This is a genomic window from Tomitella gaofuii (assembly GCF_014126825.1).
In the GTDB taxonomy this organism is placed as follows: Bacteria; Actinomycetota; Actinomycetes; order Mycobacteriales; family Mycobacteriaceae; genus Tomitella; species Tomitella gaofuii.
In genome coordinates this window covers 1,887,200-1,910,431 of record NZ_CP059900.1, presented here as the reverse complement: position 1 = coordinate 1,910,431, position 23,232 = coordinate 1,887,200, and the positions used below count along the sequence as shown (strand labels likewise).

Annotated in this window: 22 protein-coding genes; 7 read left to right on the top strand and 15 right to left on the bottom strand. The window is 71.9% G+C overall.

The genetic code is table 11. The features are described 5' to 3' along the window. Window positions 1–18: 18 nt before the first annotated feature. The 3 genes from H4F70_RS08975 to dapE are packed head-to-tail and all read right to left on the bottom strand — an operon-like array spanning window position 19 to window position 2,696. Entirely contained in the window at window positions 19–678 is a 660-nt protein-coding gene (locus H4F70_RS08975; RefSeq protein ID WP_182359887.1) for an LOG family protein, read from the bottom strand. Beyond that, window positions 675–1,484, bottom strand: a complete 810-nt coding sequence (locus tag H4F70_RS08970; protein ID WP_182359886.1) for an LOG family protein — start codon at window positions 1,482–1,484, stop codon at window positions 675–677. Before H4F70_RS08970 ends, H4F70_RS08975 begins: the two co-directional genes overlap by 4 nt. Before the next feature lie 27 nt (window positions 1,485–1,511). Then, on the bottom strand, window positions 1,512–2,696 hold the full coding sequence (gene dapE, locus H4F70_RS08965) for a succinyl-diaminopimelate desuccinylase (protein WP_182359885.1): 1,185 nt from the start codon (window positions 2,694–2,696) through the stop codon (window positions 1,512–1,514). Between the two features lie 80 nt (window positions 2,697–2,776). Here dapE and dapD point away from each other — a divergent pair, with 80 nt between their 5' ends. The 3 genes from dapD to H4F70_RS08950 are packed head-to-tail and all read left to right on the top strand — an operon-like array spanning window position 2,777 to window position 5,830. After that, window positions 2,777–3,802, top strand: a complete 1,026-nt coding sequence (dapD, locus tag H4F70_RS08960) for a 2,3,4,5-tetrahydropyridine-2,6-dicarboxylate N-succinyltransferase (RefSeq protein ID WP_182359884.1) — start codon at window positions 2,777–2,779, stop codon at window positions 3,800–3,802. A 23-nt stretch (window positions 3,803–3,825) separates the two neighbouring features. Further along, on the top strand, window positions 3,826–5,286 hold the full coding sequence (locus tag H4F70_RS08955; RefSeq protein WP_182359883.1) for an amino acid permease: 1,461 nt from the start codon (window positions 3,826–3,828) through the stop codon (window positions 5,284–5,286). A gap of 46 nt (window positions 5,287–5,332) precedes the next feature. Beyond that, entirely contained in the window at window positions 5,333–5,830 is a 498-nt protein-coding gene (locus H4F70_RS08950; RefSeq protein WP_182359882.1) for a nitroreductase family deazaflavin-dependent oxidoreductase, read from the top strand. 16 nt (window positions 5,831–5,846) lie between these two features. Here H4F70_RS08950 and H4F70_RS08945 read toward each other — a convergent pair whose 3' ends face one another. Next, complete coding sequence (locus H4F70_RS08945; protein WP_182359881.1) at window positions 5,847–6,470, bottom strand: TetR/AcrR family transcriptional regulator; 624 nt, start codon at window positions 6,468–6,470, stop codon at window positions 5,847–5,849. Window positions 6,471–6,610: 140 nt separating this feature from the next. Here H4F70_RS08945 and H4F70_RS08940 point away from each other — a divergent pair, with 140 nt between their 5' ends. From H4F70_RS08940 to H4F70_RS08930, 3 genes are read left to right on the top strand one after another with little or no spacing between them, the layout of a single operon-like run. After that, window positions 6,611–7,795: a phosphotransferase family protein gene (locus H4F70_RS08940; RefSeq protein ID WP_182359880.1), complete on the top strand. Its 1,185-nt coding sequence runs from the start codon at window positions 6,611–6,613 to the stop codon at window positions 7,793–7,795. After that, window positions 7,792–8,961 (top strand): Rv3169 family protein, encoded by a 1,170-nt coding sequence (locus H4F70_RS08935; protein WP_182359879.1) that lies wholly within the window; start codon window positions 7,792–7,794, stop codon window positions 8,959–8,961. The genes H4F70_RS08940 and H4F70_RS08935 overlap by 4 nt, the downstream gene beginning before the upstream one ends. 55 nt (window positions 8,962–9,016) lie before the next feature. Then, a complete protein-coding gene (locus H4F70_RS08930; protein WP_182359878.1) occupies window positions 9,017–9,982 on the top strand; it encodes a tyrosine-protein phosphatase in 966 nt (321 codons plus the stop codon). Between the two features lie 155 nt (window positions 9,983–10,137). Here H4F70_RS08930 and H4F70_RS08925 read toward each other — a convergent pair whose 3' ends face one another. The 6 genes from H4F70_RS08925 to H4F70_RS08900 all read right to left on the bottom strand — a co-directional run bounded on the left by H4F70_RS08925 (window position 10,138) and on the right by H4F70_RS08900 (window position 17,077). After that, window positions 10,138–10,572: a PPOX class F420-dependent oxidoreductase gene (locus H4F70_RS08925; protein WP_182359877.1), complete on the bottom strand. Its 435-nt coding sequence runs from the start codon at window positions 10,570–10,572 to the stop codon at window positions 10,138–10,140. Window positions 10,573–10,621: 49 nt separating this feature from the next. Then, entirely contained in the window at window positions 10,622–11,980 is a 1,359-nt protein-coding gene (locus H4F70_RS08920) for an acyl-CoA synthetase (protein WP_182360287.1), read from the bottom strand. Window positions 11,981–12,175: 195 nt separating this feature from the next. Beyond that, on the bottom strand, window positions 12,176–12,793 hold the full coding sequence (locus H4F70_RS08915) for a suppressor of fused domain protein (protein WP_182359876.1): 618 nt from the start codon (window positions 12,791–12,793) through the stop codon (window positions 12,176–12,178). A gap of 10 nt (window positions 12,794–12,803) precedes the next feature. Beyond that, window positions 12,804–13,919: a succinyldiaminopimelate transaminase gene (gene dapC, locus H4F70_RS08910; RefSeq protein WP_235681428.1), complete on the bottom strand. Its 1,116-nt coding sequence runs from the start codon at window positions 13,917–13,919 to the stop codon at window positions 12,804–12,806. Between the two features lie 110 nt (window positions 13,920–14,029). Next, a complete protein-coding gene (gene fdxA, locus H4F70_RS08905) occupies window positions 14,030–14,353 on the bottom strand; it encodes a ferredoxin (RefSeq protein ID WP_158726729.1) in 324 nt (107 codons plus the stop codon). 90 nt (window positions 14,354–14,443) lie between these two features. Beyond that, the gene (locus tag H4F70_RS08900) at window positions 14,444–17,077 is read right to left on the bottom strand and encodes a bifunctional FO biosynthesis protein CofGH (protein ID WP_182359875.1); all 2,634 of its coding nucleotides are present in this window, start codon (window positions 17,075–17,077) and stop codon (window positions 14,444–14,446) included. 110 nt (window positions 17,078–17,187) lie between these two features. Here H4F70_RS08900 and H4F70_RS08895 point away from each other — a divergent pair, with 110 nt between their 5' ends. Continuing rightward, the gene (locus H4F70_RS08895; protein ID WP_182359874.1) at window positions 17,188–17,373 is read left to right on the top strand and encodes a hypothetical protein; all 186 of its coding nucleotides are present in this window, start codon (window positions 17,188–17,190) and stop codon (window positions 17,371–17,373) included. A gap of 57 nt (window positions 17,374–17,430) precedes the next feature. Here H4F70_RS08895 and H4F70_RS08890 read toward each other — a convergent pair whose 3' ends face one another. The 5 genes from H4F70_RS08890 to typA form a co-directional block, all read right to left on the bottom strand. Continuing rightward, window positions 17,431–17,859 carry a hypothetical protein gene (locus tag H4F70_RS08890; RefSeq protein ID WP_182359873.1) on the bottom strand — a complete coding sequence of 143 codons (429 nt, stop codon included), beginning with the start codon at window positions 17,857–17,859 and terminating at the stop codon, window positions 17,431–17,433. Continuing rightward, window positions 17,856–18,020, bottom strand: coding sequence for a hypothetical protein (locus H4F70_RS08885; protein WP_182348177.1), 165 nt, complete (start codon window positions 18,018–18,020; stop codon window positions 17,856–17,858). Before H4F70_RS08885 ends, H4F70_RS08890 begins: the two co-directional genes overlap by 4 nt. A 176-nt stretch (window positions 18,021–18,196) precedes the next feature. Beyond that, on the bottom strand, window positions 18,197–19,093 hold the full coding sequence (gene mshB, locus H4F70_RS08880; protein WP_182359872.1) for an N-acetyl-1-D-myo-inositol-2-amino-2-deoxy-alpha-D-glucopyranoside deacetylase: 897 nt from the start codon (window positions 19,091–19,093) through the stop codon (window positions 18,197–18,199). A 71-nt stretch (window positions 19,094–19,164) separates the two neighbouring features. Further along, window positions 19,165–21,231, bottom strand: a complete 2,067-nt coding sequence (locus tag H4F70_RS20825; protein WP_182359871.1) for an ABC transporter family substrate-binding protein — start codon at window positions 21,229–21,231, stop codon at window positions 19,165–19,167. Between the two features lie 41 nt (window positions 21,232–21,272). Further along, entirely contained in the window at window positions 21,273–23,174 is a 1,902-nt protein-coding gene (gene typA / locus H4F70_RS08870; RefSeq protein ID WP_182359870.1) for a translational GTPase TypA, read from the bottom strand. Window positions 23,175–23,232 lie beyond the last annotated feature (58 nt).

The following is a 23,232-nucleotide window of genomic DNA, read 5'->3' as shown; positions in this document are numbered from 1 at the left end:
CGGTGGCCGCCGCGGCGATCACGCCAGTCCCCCGTCCCGCGCGGCACCGGCCGGCGCCGCACCGTCGCGTCCGGCCGAACGGACCGCGGTGCCGCTGGTGCGCGCGGTCCCCGCGCACAGGTCCAGCGCCTGATCGATCGTCGTCGCCACGGGCAGCCGGTCCAACGCCTCGTGCCGCACGAAACCCTCACCGGCGATCGCCCGCAGCCACGCCATCAGTCCCCCGTAATGCCCGCCCGGGTCGAGGAGGACGACGGGCTTGTCGTGCATGCCGAGGGTGGACGCCGTCCACACCTCGCTGAGCTCCTCGATGGTGCCCAGGCCGCCGGGCAGCGCCAGGAACGCGTCCGCGTGCGCGTCCATCAACGTTTTGCGCTCACGCATGGTCTCGGTCACCAGCAGCTCGTCGGACTCGGAATCCATCACCTCCATGTCGACGAGCGCACGGGGGATCACGCCGACGGTGCGCGCGCCGCCGGCCCGCGCCGCCCTGGCCACCGCGCCCATCATCGACACCCGGCCGCCTCCGGAGACCAGCGTCCAGCCGCGCTCGGCGAGCGCGGCCCCCACGTCCGCCGCCAATCGCTCGTAGCGCGCGGGAACCGGGCCCGACGCGCAGAACACGCACACCGCGCGTGTTCCGGTGCCGACGGGCCCGCCCGTGAACTCCCCCGTCACTGCGGCCCCACCTCGCCCGCGGGGCCCGTGGGCCCGTCCACCGTCGGGCGCGCGTCCTCATCCAGCTCCCGGTGCGCCTCGACGACGAAGCGCACCGCGTCGTCGAGCGAGTCGGTGACGTGGATCAGGTCCATGTCGGACTCGTCGATCATGCCCTCGGCCACGAGCGCGTCACGCAACCAGCGCACCAGCCCGTCCCAGAAGGCCGTGCCCACGAGCACGATGGGGAACCGGGTGATCTTGCCGGTCTGCACCAGCGTGAGCGCCTCGGAAAGCTCGTCGAGCGTGCCGAAACCTCCCGGCATGCACACGAAGGCCTGCGAGTACTTGACGAACATGGTCTTGCGGGTGAAGAAGTACCGGAAGTTCAGGCCCAGCTCCACCCACCGGTTCATGCCCTGTTCGTGGGGCAGTTCGATGCCCAGCCCCACGGAAAGCCCGTCGGCATCCGTGGCACCGCGGTTTCCCGCCTCCATCACCCCCGGTCCGCCGCCGGTGATCACCGCGTACCCGGCGTCGACGAACTTGCCCGCCAGCCGCCGCGTGTCGCGGTAGGCGTCCGACGTCTCCCCCACCCGTGCCGAGCCGAAGATCGACACCGCCCGGGGGAGCTCCGCGAGCGCCCCGAAGCCCTCGATGAACTCGCTGTGGATCCGCAGCACCCGCCACGGGTCGGTGTGCACCCAGTCGCCCGGCCCCCGATGGTCCAGCAGGCGCTGTTCGGGTGTCGACGCGGTGGCGCGCCTGTCGCGCGGGCCGAAGTCGCCGCGCGGACGTGCGGAACCGTCGGGGTGTCTGTCGCTCATGGGGTCGAGGCTATCCGCACCGCCGCGTCACGCCGGAACGCCGGTGGTCAGGTAGGAGCGCAGCACTTGCGCAACCTGGTGGATCTGCGCGGTGTCGACGAACTCGCCGCGCGTGTGCGCGAGGTTCGGGTCGCCGGGCCCGTAGTTGACGGCGGGGATGCCCCGCGCGGCGAAGCGCGCGACGTCGGTCCAGCCGTACTTCGCCCGGAACCTGCCGCCGGCCGCGGCGACGAGCTCCACCGCGGCGGGGGCGGCGAGTCCGGGCAGCGCCCCCGGCGACAGGTCGGTGACCTCCATGCCCGCGTCGATGCCCGCGAACACCTCACGCACATGTTCGAGCGCCTCATCGGCGGTGCGGTCGGGCGCGAACCGGAAGTTCACGTCGATGGACGCGGCATCCGGCACCACGTTGCCCGCGACGCCCCCGGTGACGCGCACCGCCTGCAGGCCCTCCCGGTAGACGCAGCCGTCGATGTCGACCTGCCGCGGGGCGTAACCGGCCAGCCGCTGCAGCACGGGGGCGAGCCCGTGCACCGCGTTGACGCCCAGCCACGACCGCGCCGAATGCGACCGCACGCCCTCGGTGGTCAGGCGGACCCGCAGAGTGCCCTGACAGCCCGCCTCGATGACTCCGTCGGACGGCTCGCCCAGGACGGCGACGTCGGCCGCCAGCCATCCGGGCAGATCGCGCTCGATCCGGCCGAGGCCGTTGTACTCGGCGGCGATCTCCTCGCAGTCGTAGAGGACCAGAGTGATGTCGTGCACCGGCGCGGTGAGCGTGGCGGCCAGGTGCAGGAAGACCGCGTCGCCGGATTTCATGTCCACCGTGCCGCAGCCGTAGAGCAGGTCCGCCCCGCGCGCCTCCCCCCGCACGCCGTCCACGTCGCCGGCCCCTGCCACACGGCGCGACGGCACGTTTCCGGCGATGGGGACGGTGTCGAGGTGGCCGGCCAGCATCACCCTGCGCGCCCTCCCGAGACTGGTGCGCGCCAGTACCGCATTGCCCGAGCGCACCACCTCCAGGTGCGGGGCCTGCCCCCGGAGCGCCGATTCCACCGTGTCCGCGATCAGCGCCTCGTCGCGCGAGACGCTGGGGATGTCCACCAGCGCCGCCGCGAGGTCCGCGACGTCCCCTGCCAGGTCGAGCCGCGGCCGGTCCGGCACGACGGCCCCGGTGCTGTCGTCAGCGTCAGTTGCGTCTCGGCTCGCCATCCGGCCAGCGTATCGACGGTCGTCGCGCGCGATCCCCGCGCCCCGGCGACCGCAGGGCTCCGGTTGTAGGCTGATCCCCCGTGAGCCCTGCAGCGAAGACGCACCGAAACGGCGCCACCGGCACCGGAGTCGCCACGATCACCCGGGACGGAACGGTACTGGACACCTGGTACCCCGACCCCCGGTTGGACACCGGCGCCGATGCGCCCGGAGCGGGGGCCGCGGCCGGCGCCGGGGCGGGCACCGTCCGCCTCGAGGCCGGCGACGTCCCCGCAGACCTGGCCGGGCTCACCGGGAAGGACGGGCGCCGCGGCACCGAACGCATCGCCGTCCGGACGACCATCGCGTCGCTGGACGCCCCTCCCGTCGACGCCCATGACGCCTACCTGCGGCTGCACCTGTTGTCGCACCGCCTGGTCGCACCCCACCGGCTCAACCTGGACGGCCTGTTCGGCCTGCTCGCCAACGTGGTGTGGACCAACCACGGCCCGTGCGCTCCGCAGGGGTTCGAAACCGTCCGGGCCGCGCTCGCCGCGGACGGCCCCGTCACCGTCTATTCGATCGACAAGTTCCCGCGGATGGTCGACTACGTCGTGCCCGCCGGGGTCCGCATCGCCGACGCCGACCGCGTCCGCCTGGGAGCCCACCTCGCCGAGGGCACGACCGTCATGCACGAGGGCTTCGTCAACTTCAACGCGGGTACCCTCGGCGCGTCGATGGTCGAGGGCCGCATCTCGGCCGGGGTGGTCGTGGGCGACGGCAGCGACGTGGGGGGCGGCGCGTCGATCATGGGCACGCTCTCCGGCGGCGGCACACAGGTCATCACCATCGGCCGCAGCTGCCTGCTGGGCGCCAACGCCGGGGTAGGAATCTCCCTGGGCGACGACTGCGTGGTGGAGGCGGGGCTCTATCTCACGGCGGGCACCAAGGTGACCCTCCTCGACGCCCCGGACGTCGGCTCCTCCGGTACGACCGTCGTCAAGGCGGCGGCCCTGTCCGGCACGTCCGGCCTGCTGTACCGGCGCAATTCGCAGACCGGCAGCGTCGAGGCGGTTTCGCGCACCGGCTCCGGCATCGCGCTCAACAGCGCACTGCACAAGAACTGAGCGGGCGGAGGTCCCACCCCACCATGAGCACCCCCGACTCCTCGTCCACCGCCGGCACCGGCGCCCTGGGCCGCGGGCTGAAGACCCGTCACATCACGATGATGGGGCTCGGTTCGGCCATCGGCGCCGGCCTGTTCCTCGGCAGCGGAGAGGGCATCGCCACAGCCGGCCCGGCGGTGCTGCTGTCGTACGTGTTCGCCGGGGTGATCGTCGTCCTCGTCATGCGGATGCTCGGCGAAATGGGCGCCGCCAGGCCCGCCAGCGGATCGTTCGCGGAGTACGCCCGCCTCGGCATCGGCCAGTGGGCCGGGTTCTCCATGGGCTGGCTGTACTGGGCGATGCTCATCATGGTGCTCGGCGCCGAGATCACCGGCGCCTCCGAGATCGTGCACTCCTGGATACCCGGGGTCTCCCAGTGGGTGATCGCGCTGGTGTTCGTGGTCTTCTTCGCGGTCGTGAACCTCAGCAAAGTGAGCAACTTCGGCGAGTTCGAGTTCTGGTTCGCCGCGCTCAAGGTCGGCGTGATCATCGCCTTCCTCGTGCTGGGCGTGCTGCTGGTGTTCGGTCTGCTGCCGGGCACCGACCCGGTGGGTTTCACGCACTTCCTCGGCGACGGCGGATTCATGCCCAACGGGTGGTCCGGCGTGGCCAGCGGGCTTCTGGTGGTGGCGTTCGCCTTCGGGGGCATCGAACTGGTGGCCATCGCGTCCGCGGAGTCGGAGGATCCGGAGCGTTCCATCGGCATCGCCGTACGCAACGTCGTCTGGCGGATCGGAGTGTTCTACCTCGGCTCGATCGCCATCATGGTGCTGGTGCTGCCGTGGACCGACGGCGCGCTCGCCTCCAGCCCCTTCGTCGCCGTGCTCGACGTCGCGAAGATCCCGCTGGCCTCCGGGTTCATGGAACTGGTCGTGGTGGTGGCACTGCTGTCGTCGTTCAACGCCCAGATCTACGGCACCGCACGCATGGTGTTCTCGCTCGCGCGCAACGGTGAGGCGCCGCGGGTGTTCGGCACCGTGGCCGGCAACGGCGCGCCCCGGGCCGCCGTGCTGCTGTCGGTGTTCTTCTCGTTCGTGACCGTGGTGCTCAACTGGCTGCTGCCGGACCGGCTGCTCTCGATCCTGTTCAACGCCGTCGGCGCCGTCCTGCTCGTGATGTGGGCGATGATCGCAGTCTCGCAACTACGGCTGCGGCCCCGCTTCGAGCAGGAGGGCACGCTGCGGCTGCGCATGTGGCTGCATCCCTATCTGACCTGGTTCACCCTCGCCGGACTCCTCGCCCTGGTCGCACTGATGTGCACCGATACCGCCGCGCGCAACCAGCTCATCGCCACCGGGGTGTTCTTCGTCGTGCTGGTGGTGCTGTCGCTGCTGAACTCGCGGTGGTGGCGCACGCACCACCGGGCCGGGGAGGCATATTCTGGAGTGCGGAACGCCGGGACCGGTGAGGCGGACCGGCTCCAGGACGGCACGGAGCGGCGCTGACGCCCGGGCGACACAGCGCCGCCCGACGCGACAGGGAGGATCGGGCATGGACCACGGCACGAACCACGAGGGCACAGCACACGACGACGCCGGCCACGCCGGCGGTGACGGGGCGCCCGAGTATGCGCCCAGTCCCGCCCAGTGGGTCCGCGACCAGGTGGCGCTCTACGAGGGTTCCGGCGGCACCGACGGCACGGAGCTGAACGGGATGCCGGTCGTCATCGTCGACAACATCGGCGCCACGTCCGGAAAACTGCGCAAGACCCCGGTCATGCGCGTCGAGCACGGGGGTGTGTACGCGGCCGTCGCGTCGAAGGGCGGCGCCCCCGAGAATCCCGTCTGGTACCGGAATCTCACGAGGAACCCGCGCGTGCAGGTGCGCGACGGCGAGGCCAAGGGCACCTTCCTCGCCCGCGAGGTGCACGGCGACGAGCGCGCCGTGTGGTGGGAGCGCGCCGTCGCCGCGTTCCCCCCGTACGCGGAGTACCAGCAGAAGACCACGCGGCGCATCCCCGTGTTCGTGCTGGAGCCGGCATCGCACTGACAGCCGCCCGAGCTGATCAGCGCGGGTCGACCCGAATCCCGCGAATGATCAACTCGCTCACGCGCGCCGCGAGCACCGGCGCATCGTCGGCGTTGCGCACACCCAGTGCGAAGATGGCGGCTCCGGCGAGCACGTCCACCACGGTGTCCGCGTCCGCGTCGGCACGGACCTGACCGGCGGCGACGCCCTCGGCGATCAGCTGCGCCACTGCCAGCCGCACCGGCTCGAGCTGCTCGGTGACGAGCTTGGCCCGTAGCTCGGGGTCCGAGCGGGTCTCCGACATCAGCCCCGGCACCCCGGCCCGGGCGTGCGGCATGCCGAACAGCGCAAAAGCACCCGTGACGAGCGCGGTCAGGCGATCCTCCAGCGTGCCCTCCGCCAGCGGCGTCGGCTCGATGCTGGGGTAGATCGCGTCGTGCACGATGTGCGCCTTGGACCGCCAACGCCGGTACACCGTCGGGCGACCTACGCCCGCACGCGAGGCGATCGCATCGATACTCACCGCCTGGTACCCGCGTTCCACAAGCAGTTCACGTGTCGCCTTCAGCACCGAGGCGTCGATCTCCGGATTCCGCTGCGGCCCAAGTCTATGCACGCCATCACCAGATCGTGACGGCACCTCGTGGCCCACCGGCGTCATGACACCTCCTTGTGACCCATTGCATATCGCGGTTTCAACGGCTACATTCTCTCATCGCCGTAGCCGTTACGGTCTGTATTGCCTAGGTGGCGACGTGGAGCAATGCAGCCTACGAGACGAAACTCACAGACGGGAGCCGCATGACACCCCCTCAGACATCCGGCGACACGGACCTCGGCGAGTACGCCAGGCCCGCCGCATCACGCACCGACACCGGCACACTGACCGTCGCTCTGCGCGAGTGGCTGGCACGCACCCTCGGACCCGAGGCCCGACCGAGCGTGACGGATCTGAGCGTGCCCACGGAGGCGGGCATGTCGAGCGACTCGATCATGTTCACCGCCTACTGGAACGGCCCCGAAGGGCCAGTCGACCGCCGCCTCGTCGGACGTCTCGCTCCCCACGACGACGCCATGCCCGTCTTCCCCCGCTACGACCTCGCGTTGCAGGCCGACGTCATGCGTGCCGTCTCCGCGGCGAGCGCGGTCCCGGTACCCGAAGTGCTCTGGTTCGAGGACTCCGCAGACCACCTGGGCCGCGAGTTCCTGGTGATGGAGCGCATCGACGGCGAGATCCCCCCGGACGTGATGCCCTACAATTTCGGCTCCTGGGTGGCCGACGGCACCGAGCCCCAGCGCGCGCGACTGCAGACCTCGTCCATTCAGGTGCTCGCCGATCTGCACGCGATCCCCGAGCCCTGGTCCGCCTGTCCACGGCTCGCCGACGGGGCCGGCCCCGTCGCAGCCGCCGACGCCCTGCGTGATCACCTTGCCGCGCAACGCGCCTACTACGAATGGGTGTGCGCCGACGGTCCCCGTTCGCCGCTGATCGAGCGCGCGCTCGACCAGCTCGCGAACACCCTGCCGGAGATCCCCGGGCCGGCGGCGCTGTGCTGGGGCGACGCCCGCATCGGCAACATCGTCTACCGGGATTTCCGCGCGGCCGCGGTACTCGATTGGGAGATGGCCGCGCTCGGGCCCCGCGAAATGGACCTCGGCTGGATGATCTTCCTGCACCGGTTCTTCGAGGACATCGCCGCAGCGGCCGACCTTTCCGGGCTTCCCGGCCTGCTGCGCCGGGACGACGTGGCCGACGAGTACGCCCGCCTCGCCGGGCACGCTCCCGCCTCCCTGGACTGGTTCGTCACCTATGCCGCCTTGCGTCAGGCGGTGATCATGTTCCGCATCCAGTGCCGCACGGTGGCGTTCGGCCAGGCCGAGGCGCCGGACGATCCCGACGACATGATCATGCATCGCGCGAGCCTGGAGAAGATGCTCGCGGACACGTATTGGACCGGCATCGACACCGGAGGGAGCCGGCCGTGAACGCTTCCGACCTGTCCCCGTCCGACGACTACCCGATCCACCAGGTCCCCGAGGTTCTCCGGCACGTCGGCACCTCGGACCGCAACTTCTACGACCGCTACTACTTCAACTGCGCACCGAGGCTCGACGGCGCCGCCGGACCGATGTTCCTCATCATCGGCATGGGCCAATACCCCAACCTGGGCGTGGCCGACGCTTTCGCCGTGCTCCGCCGCGGCGACGATCACCTCGTGGCCCGCGCCTCGAAGGCCCTGGGCGCCGACCGCATGGACACCTCCGTCGGCCCGTTCCGCATCGAGGTGATCGAGGGACTGCGCGCGCTGCGGGTGGTGCTCGCCCCGTCGGAGGATACGCCGGACCTGTCGTTCGATCTCACCTTCACGGCCGCCGCGCCCGCCCGGCTCGAGTCCCGCCACTTCGACCGCACACTGGGCCGCGTCACCTTCGACACGCAGCGCTTCGTCCAGGCCGGATCCTGGCGGGGGCACCTGATTGTCGACGGCGGGTCCATCGCCGTCACCGACGAGATGTGGATCGGCAACCGCGACCGCTCCTGGGGCGTACGACCGGTCGGCGAACCCGAGCCGCCCGGGCGCCGCGCCGCCGAGACCGCGGAGCCGAGCTGCTTCTTCTGGATCTACGCGGTGCTGCAGTTCGACGATGCGGTGATCATCACGATCATGCAGGAGGACGCCCGCGGGCGCCGGATCGTCGAGGACGCCACCCGCGTGTGGCGGGACCCGGCGCGCGAACCCGAGCATCTCGGCCGCCCCGAGCACGCGTTGACCTTCCACCCGGGCGGGCGCGAAGTGTCCCGCGCGGTGCTCACCTTCCACCGCCCCTTGCCCGAGGGCGGGACGCGGGAGGCACTGCGTGTGGAGTGCACACCGGTGCTGGCGAACTACATCGGCGTGGGCACCGGATACGGGCTCGAACAGGACTGGCGTCACGGGATGTGGCAGGGCGCACTCGCCGTCCAACAGCTCCGGCAACCCGCGAGTTCCATCGAGGACTGGAAGCGGATGTTCTGCCCGATCGACAACCTGGCGCGCTGCACGCTCACCGAGGACGGCCGGACCAGCACCGGGGAGGGGCTGTTCGAGGTGGCCGTCATCGGCGCCTACCCCCGCTACGGCTTCGACGACATCGGTGCCGTCGCCCCCTAGCCCCACGACCGCGTTCGGCCGCGCACCGTCAGAAGAACCATCAAGGAGAATCCCCATGACACGCCCCCTGTTTCCTCGCCCGGTCCGCACGGCGGCGGCGCTGACCGCCTCCGGCGCCCTTCTGCTCGGCGGTGGCGCCGTCGCAGCGGCAGGACCGATGGACGCCTTCACCGGCTCGCTGGCCACCGCGTCCAGCGCGCTGGGTTCGAGTCAGCCCGCGGAAACCGCCACCACCGGCCGCTTCGCGTCGGTGGACAACTTCCGCGACGTGGCGGGCGACGGCGGCGACGGCTACGCCCTGCCGGGCGGCAAGCGCATGCAGCAGGGGATGTTCTACCGGTCCAACCAGCTCGTGGGTGTATCCGACGAGGACATGGCGAAGCTGAACGCGCTCGGCATCACCACGGTCTACGACCTGCGCACCGACGGCGACATCGCACTCCCCATGGTCGGCGGCGCGGACGAGGTCCCCGAGGGCGCCGGGTACGTCCGCCTGCCGATCGATTCCGGCAACCTCATGCTCGACATCGCGGGCAACCCCGACCTCGGCATCGAGCCGAAGGTCACCACCCCCGAGGAAGGGCGGAACTACATGGAGGCCATGTACGTCAAGTTCGTCGAGAACGCCGATTCGCGCGCGCAGTTCGGCACCCTGCTGACCGGCCTCGCCGAGAACGACGACCCGCAGGTGTTCCACTGCACCTCGGGCAAGGACCGCACCGGGTGGACCGCGATGCTGCTCCAGCACATCGCCGGTGCCGATGACGCCACCATCCTCAAGGACTACCTGGCCACCAACGACTACTCCGCAGCGTCGATCCAGAAGACCCTCGCCGGACTCGAGAACTACGGCCTCGATCCGGACACCGTCAGGCCGCTGCTCGTCGTCGACGAGTCCTACCTCGATGCCGGCCTGGCTGCGGTCGACGAGAACTACGGCTCGATCGACAACTACCTGACCGAGGGCCTCGGACTCGACGACGACACCATCGCCACCCTCAGGGACAAGCTCGTCGCCTGACCCCGTGATGAGAGGGTCGGAGCGGCAGGCACCGCCATCGCGGCCGCGGAGGGCGTTGGACGGTGAATCTGCCATGGTCCGGGAAACCCGCGGGGCCCGGGCTCATGACGAGCGCGGGCCCCGCGGGCTCCCGGTTGTGCACCGTGCATGGACGGTCAGTCCCTGGTGACCCCGTACACGCGCTCCACGTGGATCGTCAGCAGCAGCCGACGCTCATGGATCATGGCCGTGCGGAACTCGTCCCAATCCGGATGCTCGCCCTGCAGCTTCTCATACAACAGGGCGAGGCCGGTGACCGTCGCGTCGTGCGGATCCGACGCCGGCGGGCTCAGCTCGGCGCGCCCCTCCGCCACCGCGTACGACCAGCCGTCGGGAGCGCTCACGTGCAGGCTCACCCGCGGATCGCGACGCAGGTTGGTGGTCTTGGCGCGGGTGTCGGTCACCGACACCTCGAAGATCTGCCGACCGCGGTCGAAGGAGTACATCACGTTGGAGATCTGCGGCCGGCCGTCCGCCTTGAGGGTGACGAGCGCCCCCACGCCGTGATCGGAGAACAAGGCTTCGAGATGCTGCTGGGCTCCCTCACTCATGCCACAAGGATAGCCCCGTGTGCCGTCGGTCACAGGAAGAGTGCGACGACTACACGGCCAGCTGTTTCTTCTGCACCTTCCCCATCGCGTTGCGGGGCAGCGCGTCGACCACGCGCACCGCGCGGGGCCGCTTGTGCGCCGACAGCAACGCCGTCGCCGTGTCGATCACCGACGCGCCGCCATCGGCGCGCAGCCGCCGCGCCCCCTCCCCGTCCCGCGCCACGACGAACGCGACGATCCGTTGGCCCAGGTCGTCGTCGGGCACGCCCACCACGGCCACCTCCGCGACGTCCGGGTGCGCCGCCACGGCCGCCTCCACCTCGCCCGCGCCGACACGATAGCCGCCGGACTTGATCAGGTCGGTCGACGCGCGGCCCACGATGCGGTGGAATCCGCCGCCGTCGATGCAGGCGACGTCGCCGGTGCGGAACCACCCGTCCTCGGTGTGCTCCGCCGCGGTGACGTCGGGCTTGTTGAGGTAGCCGTCGAACAGGGTCGCTCCGCGCACCTGCAGGCCGCCGATCGACGCGCCGTCGTGCGGCACCGGCTCCCCGTGCTCGTCGCGCAGCCGGGTCTCGACCCCGGCCACCGGCTTCCCCACCCAGCCCGGCCGGCGTTCGCCGTCGGCGCGGGTGGACAGCGTGATGAGCGTCTCCGACATCCCGTAGCGCTCGATCGGAGCGAGCCCGGTGAGCTCGCGCAGCCGGTCGAACACGGGCACGGGCAGCGGCGCACTCCCGGAGACGAGCAGGCGCGCACCGGCGAGGGCGCGGGCCGCCTCCGGCGCCGCCGCAATGCGGCTCCACACCGTGGGCACCCCGAAGTACATGGTGCCGCGGTGCTCCGCGTAGCGCTCCGGCGTGGGGCGCACGGTGTGGATGACGCGGCCGCCCCGGCGCAGCGGGCCGAGGATGCCGAGCACCAGCCCGTGCAAGTGGAACAGCGGCAGCCCGTGCACGAGGACGTCGTCGGCGGTCCACTGCCACGCCTCGGCGAGCCCGTCGAGATCGGCCGCGATGGCCCGATGGCTCAGGACCACCCCCTTGGGCGCACCGGTGGTGCCCGAGGTGTACAGGATGAGGGCCGGCGACGCCGGATCCGGCGCCGGCAACGCATGCCACGATCGTGCGTGCAGCCGCACCGGCACGAAGGGCAGCGCCGGTACGCCGTCCGCCGGTTCCGGCGCGGCGCCGAGCCACGCCTGCGCGCCGGAATCGCGGAGGATGTGCCCGATCTCCCCGGGGCCGGAATCCGGCGGGACCGGCACCACGGTGACCCCGGCGATGAGCCCGCCGAGCACCGCCAGCGCGGTCTGCGCCGTGGGCCCGGCGAGCACCGCCACCCGCTCGGCGCCGGCGATCCTCTCGGCCACGGCGGTCGCAGCGGCGTAGAGCTCCGTGCGCGACATCGCCACGTCCCCGACGACGAGGGCGTCCGGATCGTCGCCGCCCGCGGGCGCCCCCAACGGGCGCCACCGCCCGGCTGCGCCCGCCGTCCCCTGCCTCACTGCGTCCACCGCGGCACAGCTCCTCTCACGCCACACGTTCGCACCAGGCTATCCCGCCGTCGATGCCGCATCGCTTCGCACCGGCACCCGGCCGGATCAGATCACCGACGCGCGGTCGAGATCCGAGACGTCCGCCCCGGCGCGTTCGAGCCTGTCGAACAGCGACTGCGCGCCGTGGTCGGTGGCGTACCGGAATTCCCCGTCCGAGATCGGCACGACCTGCAACCACGTGGTCACCTGCGCCGGCAGCCCGGCTTCGTCGTCGGCGTCCTCCTCGACCACGATCGGCAGTTCCGGCCAGATGAACGGCGGCACCAGCAGTGCATGCCGCGTGGCGTGTCCGGGGGCCGAGGCCTCCACCGCGTCGGGGATCATCGCCAGCGGCGTCACGTGCAGCGAGCCGCCCGCCACCGCGAAGGCGCACGCGGCGAGGAGGTCGGAGAACTCCCGCTGCCCGGCGCGGCCGACGGTGATCAGTTCACTGGCCACCCGCCGCCCCGCGCCGTCGACGACGTTGGTGGGGAACCGTGCCATGTCCACGGTGCAGTAGGAGGCGAAACCGCGGGCCGGGGAGCCGTCCGCCACGAGCAGCGCGACCTCCGCGGGTACGGCGTCGTCCGGTTCGTCCTCGCGGGCCCCGTCGCGGAACCGCACCACCTTCGTCTCGACGGCGAGCCCCTCCTGGACCCGCCGCGTGGTCTCCTGAAGATCCATACGCGCCAGCCTATGCGGCGGCCGCGAGGCGCTCGGCGGCGGCGGCGACGGCGACGTCGGACGCGGTGAGGGCGATCCGCACGTGCCGCCCGCCCCGGGGACCGTAGAAGTCCCCGGGGGCGACGAGGATGCCGAGCGCGGCCAGCCGGTCGACCGTCTCCCGGCACGGCTCGTCGCGCGTGGCCCACAGGTACAGGCCGCCCTCGGAGTCGTCCACCCGGAACCCCGCCCGTTGCACCGCGGGACGCAGGACTGCGCGCCGGCGGCGGTAGCGTTCCCGCTGCTCGACCTCGTGCGCGTCGTCGGTGAGCGCGGCGACCATCGCCGCCTGCACCGGCAGCGGCAGCATGAGCCCCGCGTGCTTGCGTACCTCGAGCAACTCGCCCAGCAGGGCCGGATCCCCCGCCGCGAACCCCGCGCGGTAGCTCGCCAGGCTCGACGTCTTCGACAGCGAGTGGACCGCGATGAGCCCCGTCACGTCGCCGTCGTGCACGCGGCCGTCGAGGATCGACACCGCCTCCGCATCCCAGGCCAGGCCCAGGTAGCACTCGTCGGAGACGACGATGGTGCCGCGCTGACGCGCCCAGTCGACCACCTTGCGCAGGTGGTCGACGCCGAGGATCTTGCCGCTGGGATTGGCCGGCGAGTTGAGGAACAGCATGGTCACCGGCGCCGGCCCCAGCTGCGCGGTGCCGTCCGCGCGCACGGGCCGCGCCCCGGCGAGCAGCGCCCCCACCTCATACGTCGGGTAGGCCAGCTCGGGGATCACGACGGTGTCCTGCGCGCCCAGCCCCAGGTGGGACGGTAGCGACGCGATCATCTCCTTGGTGCCGATGGCGGGGACCATGCCCAGCCGCGGCGCCCCGGGCCCCGCGCCGATCCCGAAGCGACGCGCCAGCGCCGCGACCGCCGCCTCCTGCAGCGCCGGTGTCCCGGCGGTCGTGGGGTACCCGGGAACGTCCGCCACCGAGGCGAGCGCCGTGCGGATCGCCGGCGCCACCGGATCCACGGGGGTGCCCACGGACAGGTCCGCAATGCCGTCCGGATGCGCATTCGCCGTCGCCTTGGCGGCCGCGAGCGTGTCCCACGGGAATCCGGGCAGGGCGCCCGTCAGCGGTGTACGCACAGTCAAGGTCCTCACATCATGCGTGCCGGATGCGTGCCGACCGACGACGCGCGCCCCGCCGGCCGGCGGGGCGCGCGTCCGCTCAACACCCGGTCATCGTCGGAATCGGGTCATTCCTCGCCCATGGGCGGCAGCTTCATGATCCACTCCGGGTCATGGTCGGTCACGCCCACCTTCGAGGCGCCGCCCGGCGACCCCAGGGAGTCGAAGAAGTCGACATTGGCCGCCGTGTAGCGCTCCCACTCGTCGGGGACGTCGTCCTCGTAGAAGATCGCCTCCACCGGACACACCGGCTCGCACGCCCCGCAGTCGACACACTCGTCGGGCTGGATGTACAGCATGCGTTTGCCCTCGTAGATACAGTCCACGGGGCATTCCTCGACGCACGCACGATCCAACACATCGACACATGGTTCTGCGATCACGTAGGTCACTGCCGTGAGCCCTCCCTTTCATCGAACGGCCGCCGCAGAAACGTGGGCGGCCACCGTCGATTATGACGCCGCCGCGTCCGGCGCCCCCGCTCAGGGTGCACTCACGGCCACCGGCGAGGCGACAGGCTCGTAGAGCGTCGTCCGCTGCCGCGCCGGCCGGTCGATCCCCGCGGCCATCGCGTGCAACTCGGCCACCGACTTCTCCGAACCGTTGGTGGAGCCCGCCATCCGCGAGATCGTCTCCTCCATGAGCGTGCCGCCCAGGTCGTCGGCGCCGCCCTGCAGCATCGCCTGCGTGCCCTCGACGCCCAGCTTGACCCAGCTGGTCTGGATGTGGTCGATCCGGCCGTGCAACATGATCCGCGCCAGCGCGTGCGCCGCCCGGTTCTCCCGCATGGTGGGCCCCGGCCGCGACGCCCCCGCCAGGTACAGCGGCGACGACTGGTGGACGAACGGCAGCAGCACGAACTCGGTGAACCCGCCGGTGCGGTCCTGGATCCCGCGGATCACCTCGAGGTGCCCCACCCAATGGTGCGGGGCGTCGACGTGGCCGTACATCATCGTCGAGCTCGACGGCAGGCCCACCTCGTGCGCGGTGGTGATCACGTCCACCCACTCCGCAGTGGGCAGCTTGCCCTTGGTGAGCACCCAGCGCACCTCGTCGTCGAGGATCTCGGCGGCGGTGCCCGGAATCGTGTCGAGCCCCGCCTCCTTGAGCGCGGTGAGCCACTCGCGCACGCTCTCCCCGCCGCGTGAGGCGCCGTTGACGATCTCCATCGGGCTGAACGCGTGCACGTGCATCGACGGCACGCGGGCCTTGACGGCGCGCACCAGGTCCGCGTAGCCGGTGACGGGCAGCTCCGGGTCGATGCCGCCCTGCATGCACACCTCGGTGGCGCCGGCGACGTGCGCCTGCCAGGCGCGGTCGGCCACCTCCTCCGCGGACAGCGCGAACGCGTCCGCGTCCCCCTTGCGTTGCGCGAACGCGCAGAACCGGCAGCCCGTGTAGCAGATGTTGGTGAAGTTGATGTTGCGGTTGACGATGTAGGTGACGTCGTCGCCCACCGCGTCGCGGCGCAGCGAATCAGCCAGCGCCACGACGGCTTCCAGGCCGGCGCCGTCCGCGCTCGCGAGCGCCGTGTACTCCTCGCGGCTGCAGCCGGCCGGGTCCGTCTCGGCGTGCCGCAGCGCGGCGAGCACGTCGGAATCCAACCGCTCAGGCGCCCCGTCGCGCTGGTGTTCCAGGGCCAGGACCTGTTCGCGCACCGTGTCCCAGTCGCCGAACGCGCTGCCGAGGTCGCTGCGCGTCTCGCTGCGCCGCCCCTCGAAGTCGATCGCCGTCTCGAGGTCCACCCGCCCGCTCGATTCCCACTGCGGGTCCGGCTCCTGCCAGGGCAGCCCCCGGGGCGCGGCGTCCGTGCCGGCCAGCGCCGTCGCAGGATCGGCCAGGGCGGCGACGTGCGCGGCGATCCGCGGGTCGATCCACGGCTGCCCCGCGGCGATGTACTTGGGCTGCGCGGCGAGCCGCTCCCCCAGCGTGAAGCCGGCCGCCGAAGTGATGGCGGAGAGCGACTCGATCTCGGGCCAGGGCCGCTCCGGGTTGACGTGGTCGGGCGTGAGCGGCGAGACCCCGCCCCAATCGTCGACCCCCGCCTCCAGGAGCATCGCGCACTCCTGCGGCGAGACCAGGTTCGGCGGCGCCTGCACCCGCATAGACGGTCCCAGCACCAGGCGGGCCACGGCGATGGCGGCACAGTAGGTCTCGATGTCCGCGTCGGCGGCCTGCCGCATCGCGGTGTCGTCCTTGGCGCGGAAGTTCTGGACGATCACTTCCTGGATGTGCCCGAAGGCCTTGTGCAGGCGGCGGAGTTCGTGGACGGATTCCGCCCGCTCGCGCGCGTCCTCGCCGATCCCCACGAGGATCCCCGTGGTGAAGGGGATCGTCAGCCGCCCCGCGTCGGTGAGCGTCCGGATGCGTACTGCGGGATCCTTGTCGGGGCTGCCGTAGTGCGCCTCGCCCTTGTCGGTGAACAGCCGTGCGGAGGTGGTCTCGAGCATCATGCCCATCGACGGTGCGACCGGTTTGAGCCGCGACAGCTCGGCCCAGGACATCACCCCGGGATTGAGGTGCGGCAGCAGGCCGGTCTCCTCCAGCACGCGGATCGACATGGCGCGCACATAGTCCAGCGTCGACTCGTAGCCGCGCTCGGCCAGCCATGTGCGCGCCTCCGGCCATCGGTCCTCCGGCCTGTCGCCCAGCGTGAACAGTGCTTCCTTGCAGCCGAGAGCGGCGCCTTCACGCGCGATCCGCAGCACCTCGTCGGGCTCGAGGAACGCGCCCTGGCCCGCGGCGCGCAACCTGCCCGGCACCGTGACGAACGTGCAGTAGTGGCAGCGGTCCCGGCACAACCGGGTCAGGGGGATGAACACCTTGCGGGAGTACGTGATGATCCCGCGGCCGTCGTCGTCGACGCGCCCCTCGGCGCGCAGGCCCGCATCGCGCACCCGCGCCGCCGCCGCGCAGAGCCGGTCGAGGTCCGACCCACGCGCCTGCAGCAGCACGGCGGACTCGTCGACGTTCAATGCCACGCCGTCGTCGGCGCGCCGCAGCGCCCGCCGCATCGCCGCCGGCGACGGCGGGGCCGCGGGAGGCGTCGGATGGGAAAGGGGTGTGCTCGTGCGATCGCCGGAACCGGTGGAAGTCACTCCCCGATGATGCTCCATCGGCCGCGCCCGCCGCCAACGCCCTCCCACCACGCGTTCTGGGCGCCCCGCCGACAGGGCGCCCCGCCGCGCGCCGTGCACGCCCGGCCCGCGGGGCCCATGATGGTGGTATGCGCAACGAGAACGAGCGCCCGGATCACGGCCCGCTGGCGGACGACCCGCTGGGGGACGACGAGGAGCTCGGCGGCGATCCCGCCTGCTGGCTCCACCGCGTGTGCCCCGAGTGCGGGCTGTTCATCGAGGACCGTTCGGCCGGCACCTGCCCGCGCTGCGAGAGCGCGCTCACCGACCTCTGACCCCTCCGCGCCCCCGTCCCGTCCGGCGCGGCTCAGCGCCGCGCCGGCAGCGCCGGTTCAGCGGTGCGCGGCGCCTTTCGCGAACGACCGTGCCAGAGCGCGGTTGGCCAGGTGGATCCCCGCGGGGACGAGCCCGACGAACAAGAGGAGCAGCGCACGCCAATCCGACGGCAACACGCCGTCTCCCCCCGGCCCGCCCGCCGCAGCCAGCAGGTACACCACCAGCCATCCGATCAGCGGGGCGGCGATGACCGCGGTCTGCCCGGTGCAACGCGCGGCGAGCATCACCAGGCCCAGGTTCGCGAATGCCGCGCCCAGGATCACCACCGGCACCGGGATACTCCCCACCCACAACGGAAGGAAGAACACCGAGATCAGACCCACCGCCAGGCCGTCGGCGAACAGCAGGACCGCCAGCGCCGCCCGGCCCGACGGCGAAACGACGGGGTCCTGCGGTCGCGTCGACGCTGCGGCCGGACTGCTCATACTCCGACGATCCCCGCGAGGATCGACATGACGCGCTCGAGCATCGGCAGCTCATGCGCCTGGCTCTGCGCCAGGTTGAGGATGGAGCCCGTGTACGACCCGTGCAACTGCTCGGGCGACATCCAGGGCGGCACCAGGTCCAGCGATGTGGCCGTGTGCATCGGTTACCTCCGGTTCTCGACTGTGTCCCATCGTCCGTGAAGGCCCCGACTCAGTGCGGACCCCGACCCCGTGCCGGCCCCGACCGGCCCGAAACGCCTCCCCGACCCACGTGGCATCACATGGTAGTGGCATCGGCCGGCGCGCGCGCGAGGCACATCGGCCGGACCGCACGGAATCACCCGGCGCCGAGGCCGGCCAGCAGGTCGGTCTCGCGCCCTGCGCGTCCCGTCGGGCCCGCGGCGCCGCGGGCAAGAACGAAGAACTCGCGCGCGACGACAGGCTGCGCGATCCCGTTCGACAGCGCGTACGCCCGTCCGCCGTCCGCCACCCGCACCTGCGTGGCATGGGCGGCGAGCGCCGCCCGCTTGGCGTCCAGATACCCGGAGATGTCCACCTCGGCGGTCACCGTCGACGCCGGTACCGCGGGCAGTTCGCCGGCTTCCGGGATCGACCACGCATCGGGCACCGGGCCGAGATCCGCGAGACCGCCGGCAACGGCCTCGTCCTCCGCCACCGTCCAATACAACTTGGGCGTGTCCCAGCGCGCACGCGCCTGTTCCACCGCGGCCGTCGTCACCGTGTGGGCACGGATGTGGTCGGGGTGCCCGTAGCCGCCGTCGGGTCCATAGGTGATCACCACGTGCGGACGCATTCCGGCGATGACGGCGGCGAGCTGCCCCACCGCGTCGCCCTCCGCCCCGCGGACGAACGCGCGCGGATGTTCGGCGGCCGGCGTTCCGGCCATCCCCGAATCCCGCCAGCGGCCCGCGCCGCCCAGGAACCGGTGGCCAGGGCCCCCCAGCGCCGCCAGCGCCGAGGAGAGCTCCATGATCCGGTAACCGCCCAACTGGTCGGCCGCCTCCGCCACGAGCTGCGCCCACTCGTCGCCGATGACCTCGCCCTGCTCGCCCAGAGTGCACGTCACGACGGTCACCTCGGCGCCCTCCGCGACGTACCGGGCGATGGTGCCGCCCGTGGTGATCGTCTCGTCGTCCGGGTGCGCGTGCACCAGCAGCAGCCGCTTGCCCGTGTGCACACCCGTCACGGCCGCGGGGACATCACCCTCGTTCATAGCGGCTCCTCGTCATGGCAGCTCCTCGTCATAGCAGCTCCTCGTCATCGGCCCGCCGTTGCCGGGCCGCGCTAGTCCGGGATCGGCGTGGGTGTCGACGTGGGCGTGGGTGTCGACGTGGCCGTGGGCGGCACGCCCCGCGCCGGTGTGCGATGCCACCCGGCGGCGTTGAGGAAGAGCGCCGACGCCAGCCGTCCGTCCCCCAGCATGGTCCCCTCGATCGCGCTCGTCGAACCCACCACGCCCGTGTCCTGCAGGATCGGCAGGACTGTGGCGAACGACCAGGCCACCGGGTCGACGATCTCGATCAGCCGGTCGACGTCGATCTCTCCCTGCAGCGCCTGCGCGAGCACCGGCTGCAGCTCCTCGTCGCAGACGCCTCCGATGTTGCTGGGCGCCGTCTGCGGCTGCGCGAAGTTCTTGCGTGCCGGGTCGTCCGGCGCCAGCGGCGGCACCGGGTCCGGTGCCGGGGCGGCGCTCACCGTGGGGCCGCTCACCGGGGGGTCGGTCACCGTGGGGGGCGGGGGCGAAGCGTCGGGCGTCCCGGTGGCGGACGCCGCAGGCGGGGCGGTCGGCGACACCGTCTTCGGGGCCGCCGGCGCCTGGGCGGGGGGCACCGGGGCGCGCACGGACACCGCCGCGCCGTCGCACCCGTACCGCGCCGCGACCCGCGACGCCAGATCCGTGTCCACGTCCTCCCAGCCGACGACGGCGTCGACGGTACCCGTGGTCAGAGCATCGCCGTAGAGCGTCTCCGCGTCGATCTCGGCGACCGAGGCGTCCACTCCGGCCGAGGTCCACACGTCCGCGACGGTGCTGGCCACCTCCGACGCCTTGGTGTCCCCGCGGGGCACGCCGATCTTGATCTGCAGCACAGGCTCGCCGGAGCTTTCACCGTCGGGCGCGGCGAGCCCGTAGCCCGCGGACCGGAGGACGTCCTGGGCCGCCTCGCGCGGCATCCGCGGTGGGGCCGTGACCCGGTACGCCGGATCCGAGGGCACCGCGGTGGCCGAACCCACCCATCGCGCACCGGCCTCGCTGTCCGCGCCGACCAGTGCCAGCCGTTGCGGGTCGAGCAGGTCCAGCAGCGCGCGCCGCAGCCGCACGTCGCGTAGATGCGGTGCCCGGGCATTGAGCGTCAGCGACAGCGAACGCGCCCGGTCCGCCCGCCGCGCCTGCACGCCGCCGACGGCCGACAGCTGGCTCAGCGCCGCCTCGCCGGCGCGCACGTCGAACACCTGCACGTCCCCGCCGCGGAGCGCCTCTGCCAGCTGTGCGGTGGTACCGGCCCGGCGGATCACCACGCGGTCGGGCGTGGCCGGCTGCCCCCAGAAGCGGTCGTTGCGCTCCAGCAGGATCTGGCCGCGGCCCCGGTCCACCGTGGACACCTTGAAACGCGATCCGGAGACGGGGACGCCGTCGTCCAGCCCGGTCTCGAATCCGCCCGGCATGTCTTTGAGCAGGTGCGCCGGGACAAGCGAGCGGAAGAGTTCGCGCCACGCGTCGTAGGGCCGCGCGAACACCACCTGCACCGTCTTGCCGCCGCCCCCGACGGCACGGATATCGGTGATCTGCCGGTAACCGGCCGGCGCCACCACCCCGGGCACCGTGACCATCTGCTGCCAAAGGTACTGAAAGTCTTCGACGGCGATGGGCGCACTGTCGGACCACTGCGCCTCGGTACTCAGCCGGTACTCCACGGTGAACGGGTCCCGGCTCACCACCTCGGCCGAATCGAGCACGGACGCATCCGGCTGCAAGGTCAGCCTGGCCGGGTCCGCCGGGTCCGGAGCCGGCCGGAACATGCTCGGCAGCACCAAGTCCGCGACGGCGTCCGTGGCGGGAGACTGGTCGGCCAGCAGGTGCGGATTGAACCCGTGGCCGATCCCGTCCATCGCGACGGTGACGGACAGCTCCGTGGTCTGGATCGGCGCTGGCACGGTCTCGCTGGGGCTCTCCACCGCGGGCTCCGGCGACGCGGTGCAGCCCGCGAGCAACGTCACCGACGCGGCCAGCGCCGCAGCGCCGGCCGCGACCGAGGGGCCGCGCCGCCGGACCCGTGCACCGTCCGCCGCGCGTCCCCGGTGCGCGCGCCGCGTCCCACCGCGGCGCGCGTCGCCACCTACCGACAACTCCACTCCCCTCGGTCCGCTCCGCCCGCCGCCCGACGGGGGACCGTTCAGCCGGCCGCCTTGTCCCGCGCCTTGTTACGCGAACGCTGCCTGGCGCGGTCCGTGCCGCTCAGCACGACCTTACGCACCCGGGTGATCTCCGGCGTGACCTCGACGCATTCGTCCGCGGCGCAGAACTCCATCGCCGCCTCCAGGTCGAGCGTGATCGGACGCGCAAGGGTTTCCGTCGAATCCGCGCTGGCGGCGCGCATGTTGGTGAGCTTCTTCTCCTTGGTGACGTTGATGTCGAGATCCTCGGCGCGGGGGTTGATGCCGACGACCATGCCCTCGTACGCCTCGGTACCCGGCTCGACGAAGAAGGTGCCGCGGTCCGCCAGCTGGATCATCGCGTAGGCGGTGACCTGCCCCGCCCGGTCGGAGACGAGCGAGCCGGTGTGCCGGGCCCGGATCTCGCCCGCCCACGGCCCGTAGCCGGCGAACACCGCGTTGGCGATGCCCGCACCGCGGGTCTCGGTGAGGAAATCGTTGCGGAATCCGATCAGGCCGCGCGACGGCACGTGGAACTGGATGCGGATCCATCCGGAGCCGTTGTTGCTCATCTCCACCATGCGGCCCTTGCGCGCCGCCAGCAGCTGCGTGATGGCGCCCATGTGCTCTTCCGGGCTGTCCACGGTGAGGTCCTCGAACGGCTCGTGCAGCTTGCCGTCGACCTGCCGGGTGACCACCTGGGGCTTGCCCACGGTGAGCTCGAAGCCCTCACGGCGCATCTGCTCCACCAGGACGGCCAGCGCGAGCTCGCCGCGGCCCTGCACCTCCCAGGCGTCCGGGCGTCCGATGTCGAGGACCCGCAGCGAGACGTTGCCGATCAGCTCCTGGTCCAGGCGCGACTTGACCATCCGCGCGGTGAGCTTGTGCCCCTGCACGCGGCCGGCCAGCGGCGAGGTGTTGGTGCCGATCGTCACCGAGATGGCCGGCTCGTCGATCTCGATGCGGGGCAGCGCCACCGGCTCGTCCACGTCGGCGAGGGTGTCGCCGATCATGATGTCCGCGATACCCGCCACCGCGCAGATGTCCCCCGCCTCCACGTACTCGGCGGGCTCGCGCTCGACCCCCACGGTGCGCAGCAGCTCGGTGATCTTCACCGTCTTCACGCCGCCGTCGTGCATCCAGGCCACCTGCTGGCCCTTGTGCAGCGTGCCCTCGTGGACGCGCACGAGGGCGAGCCGGCCCAGGAAGGCCGACGCGTCGAGGTTGGTCACGTGCGCCTGCAGCGTGCCCTCCGGATCGCCCTTGGGCGCCGGCACCTGGTGCAGCAGCAGGTCGAAGAGCTCGTCGAGGTTGTCCGCGTCCGGCGCCTGGCCGTCGGCGGGGCGCACGGACGACGCCTTGCCCTCGCGGCCGGACGCGTACAGGACCGGCATCTCCAGCGCCAGCTCGGCCGCCGCGGCCGACTCCTCGGGAAGGTCCGCGGCCAGGTCCAGCAGCAGGTCGTGCGACTGCTCGACGACCTCGGCGATCCGCGCGTCCGGCCGGTCGGTCTTGTTGACCACGAGGATCACCGGCAGTTCCGCGGCCAGCGCCTTGCGCAGCACGAAACGCGTCTGCGGCAGCGGCCCCTCTGCGGCGTCGACGAGCAGGACGACGGCGTCGACCATCGACAGGCCGCGCTCGACCTCGCCGCCGAAGTCGGCGTGGCCGGGGGTGTCGATCACGTTGATGATCGTCATCGTCCCGTCCTCGTGATGACGGTGCACCGCCGTGTTCTTGGCGAGGATCGTGATGCCCTTCTCACGCTCGAGGTCGCCCGAGTCCATGACCCGGTCTATCGGCTCCGCGCGCTCCGCGAACGCCCCGGACTGGCGCAACATGGCGTCGACGAGGGTGGTCTTGCCATGGTCGACGTGCGCGACGATGGCGACATTGCGGAAATCGGTGCGGGGCGTGCTCACGCGGGGCGTACTCCTGGCTGATCGGTCGGGCCGGATGTGCTGAACGGTCCGGGACGGG

What these genes read in the sequence shown, in the direction of transcription:
- mshB (WP_182359872.1), bottom strand. Translation starts at nt 19,093, where the DNA reads ATGAACGAGGGTGATGTCCCCGCGGCCGTGACGGGTGTGCACACGGGC.
- H4F70_RS08925 (WP_182359877.1), bottom strand. Translation starts at nt 10,572, where the DNA reads ATGAGTGAGGGAGCCCAGCAGCATCTCGAAGCCTTGTTCTCCGATCAC.
- H4F70_RS08940 (WP_182359880.1), top strand. Translation starts at nt 6,611, where the DNA reads ATGACACCCCCTCAGACATCCGGCGACACGGACCTCGGCGAGTACGCC.
- H4F70_RS08950 (WP_182359882.1), top strand. Translation starts at nt 5,333, where the DNA reads ATGGACCACGGCACGAACCACGAGGGCACAGCACACGACGACGCCGGC.
- H4F70_RS08885 (WP_182348177.1), bottom strand. Translation starts at nt 18,020, where the DNA reads ATGCACACGGCCACATCGCTGGACCTGGTGCCGCCCTGGATGTCGCCC.
- H4F70_RS08890 (WP_182359873.1), bottom strand. Translation starts at nt 17,859, where the DNA reads ATGAGCAGTCCGGCCGCAGCGTCGACGCGACCGCAGGACCCCGTCGTT.
- dapE (WP_182359885.1), bottom strand. Translation starts at nt 2,696, where the DNA reads ATGGCGAGCCGAGACGCAACTGACGCTGACGACAGCACCGGGGCCGTC.
- H4F70_RS08900 (WP_182359875.1), bottom strand. Translation starts at nt 17,077, where the DNA reads ATGGAGCATCATCGGGGAGTGACTTCCACCGGTTCCGGCGATCGCACG.
- H4F70_RS08955 (WP_182359883.1), top strand. Translation starts at nt 3,826, where the DNA reads ATGAGCACCCCCGACTCCTCGTCCACCGCCGGCACCGGCGCCCTGGGC.
- H4F70_RS08930 (WP_182359878.1), top strand. Translation starts at nt 9,017, where the DNA reads ATGACACGCCCCCTGTTTCCTCGCCCGGTCCGCACGGCGGCGGCGCTG.
- H4F70_RS08920 (WP_182360287.1), bottom strand. Translation starts at nt 11,980, where the DNA reads ATGTCGCGCACGGAGCTCTACGCCGCTGCGACCGCCGTGGCCGAGAGG.
- H4F70_RS08970 (WP_182359886.1), bottom strand. Translation starts at nt 1,484, where the DNA reads ATGAGCGACAGACACCCCGACGGTTCCGCACGTCCGCGCGGCGACTTC.
- H4F70_RS08915 (WP_182359876.1), bottom strand. Translation starts at nt 12,793, where the DNA reads ATGGATCTTCAGGAGACCACGCGGCGGGTCCAGGAGGGGCTCGCCGTC.
- H4F70_RS08895 (WP_182359874.1), top strand. Translation starts at nt 17,188, where the DNA reads ATGCGCAACGAGAACGAGCGCCCGGATCACGGCCCGCTGGCGGACGAC.
- H4F70_RS08945 (WP_182359881.1), bottom strand. Translation starts at nt 6,470, where the DNA reads ATGACGCCGGTGGGCCACGAGGTGCCGTCACGATCTGGTGATGGCGTG.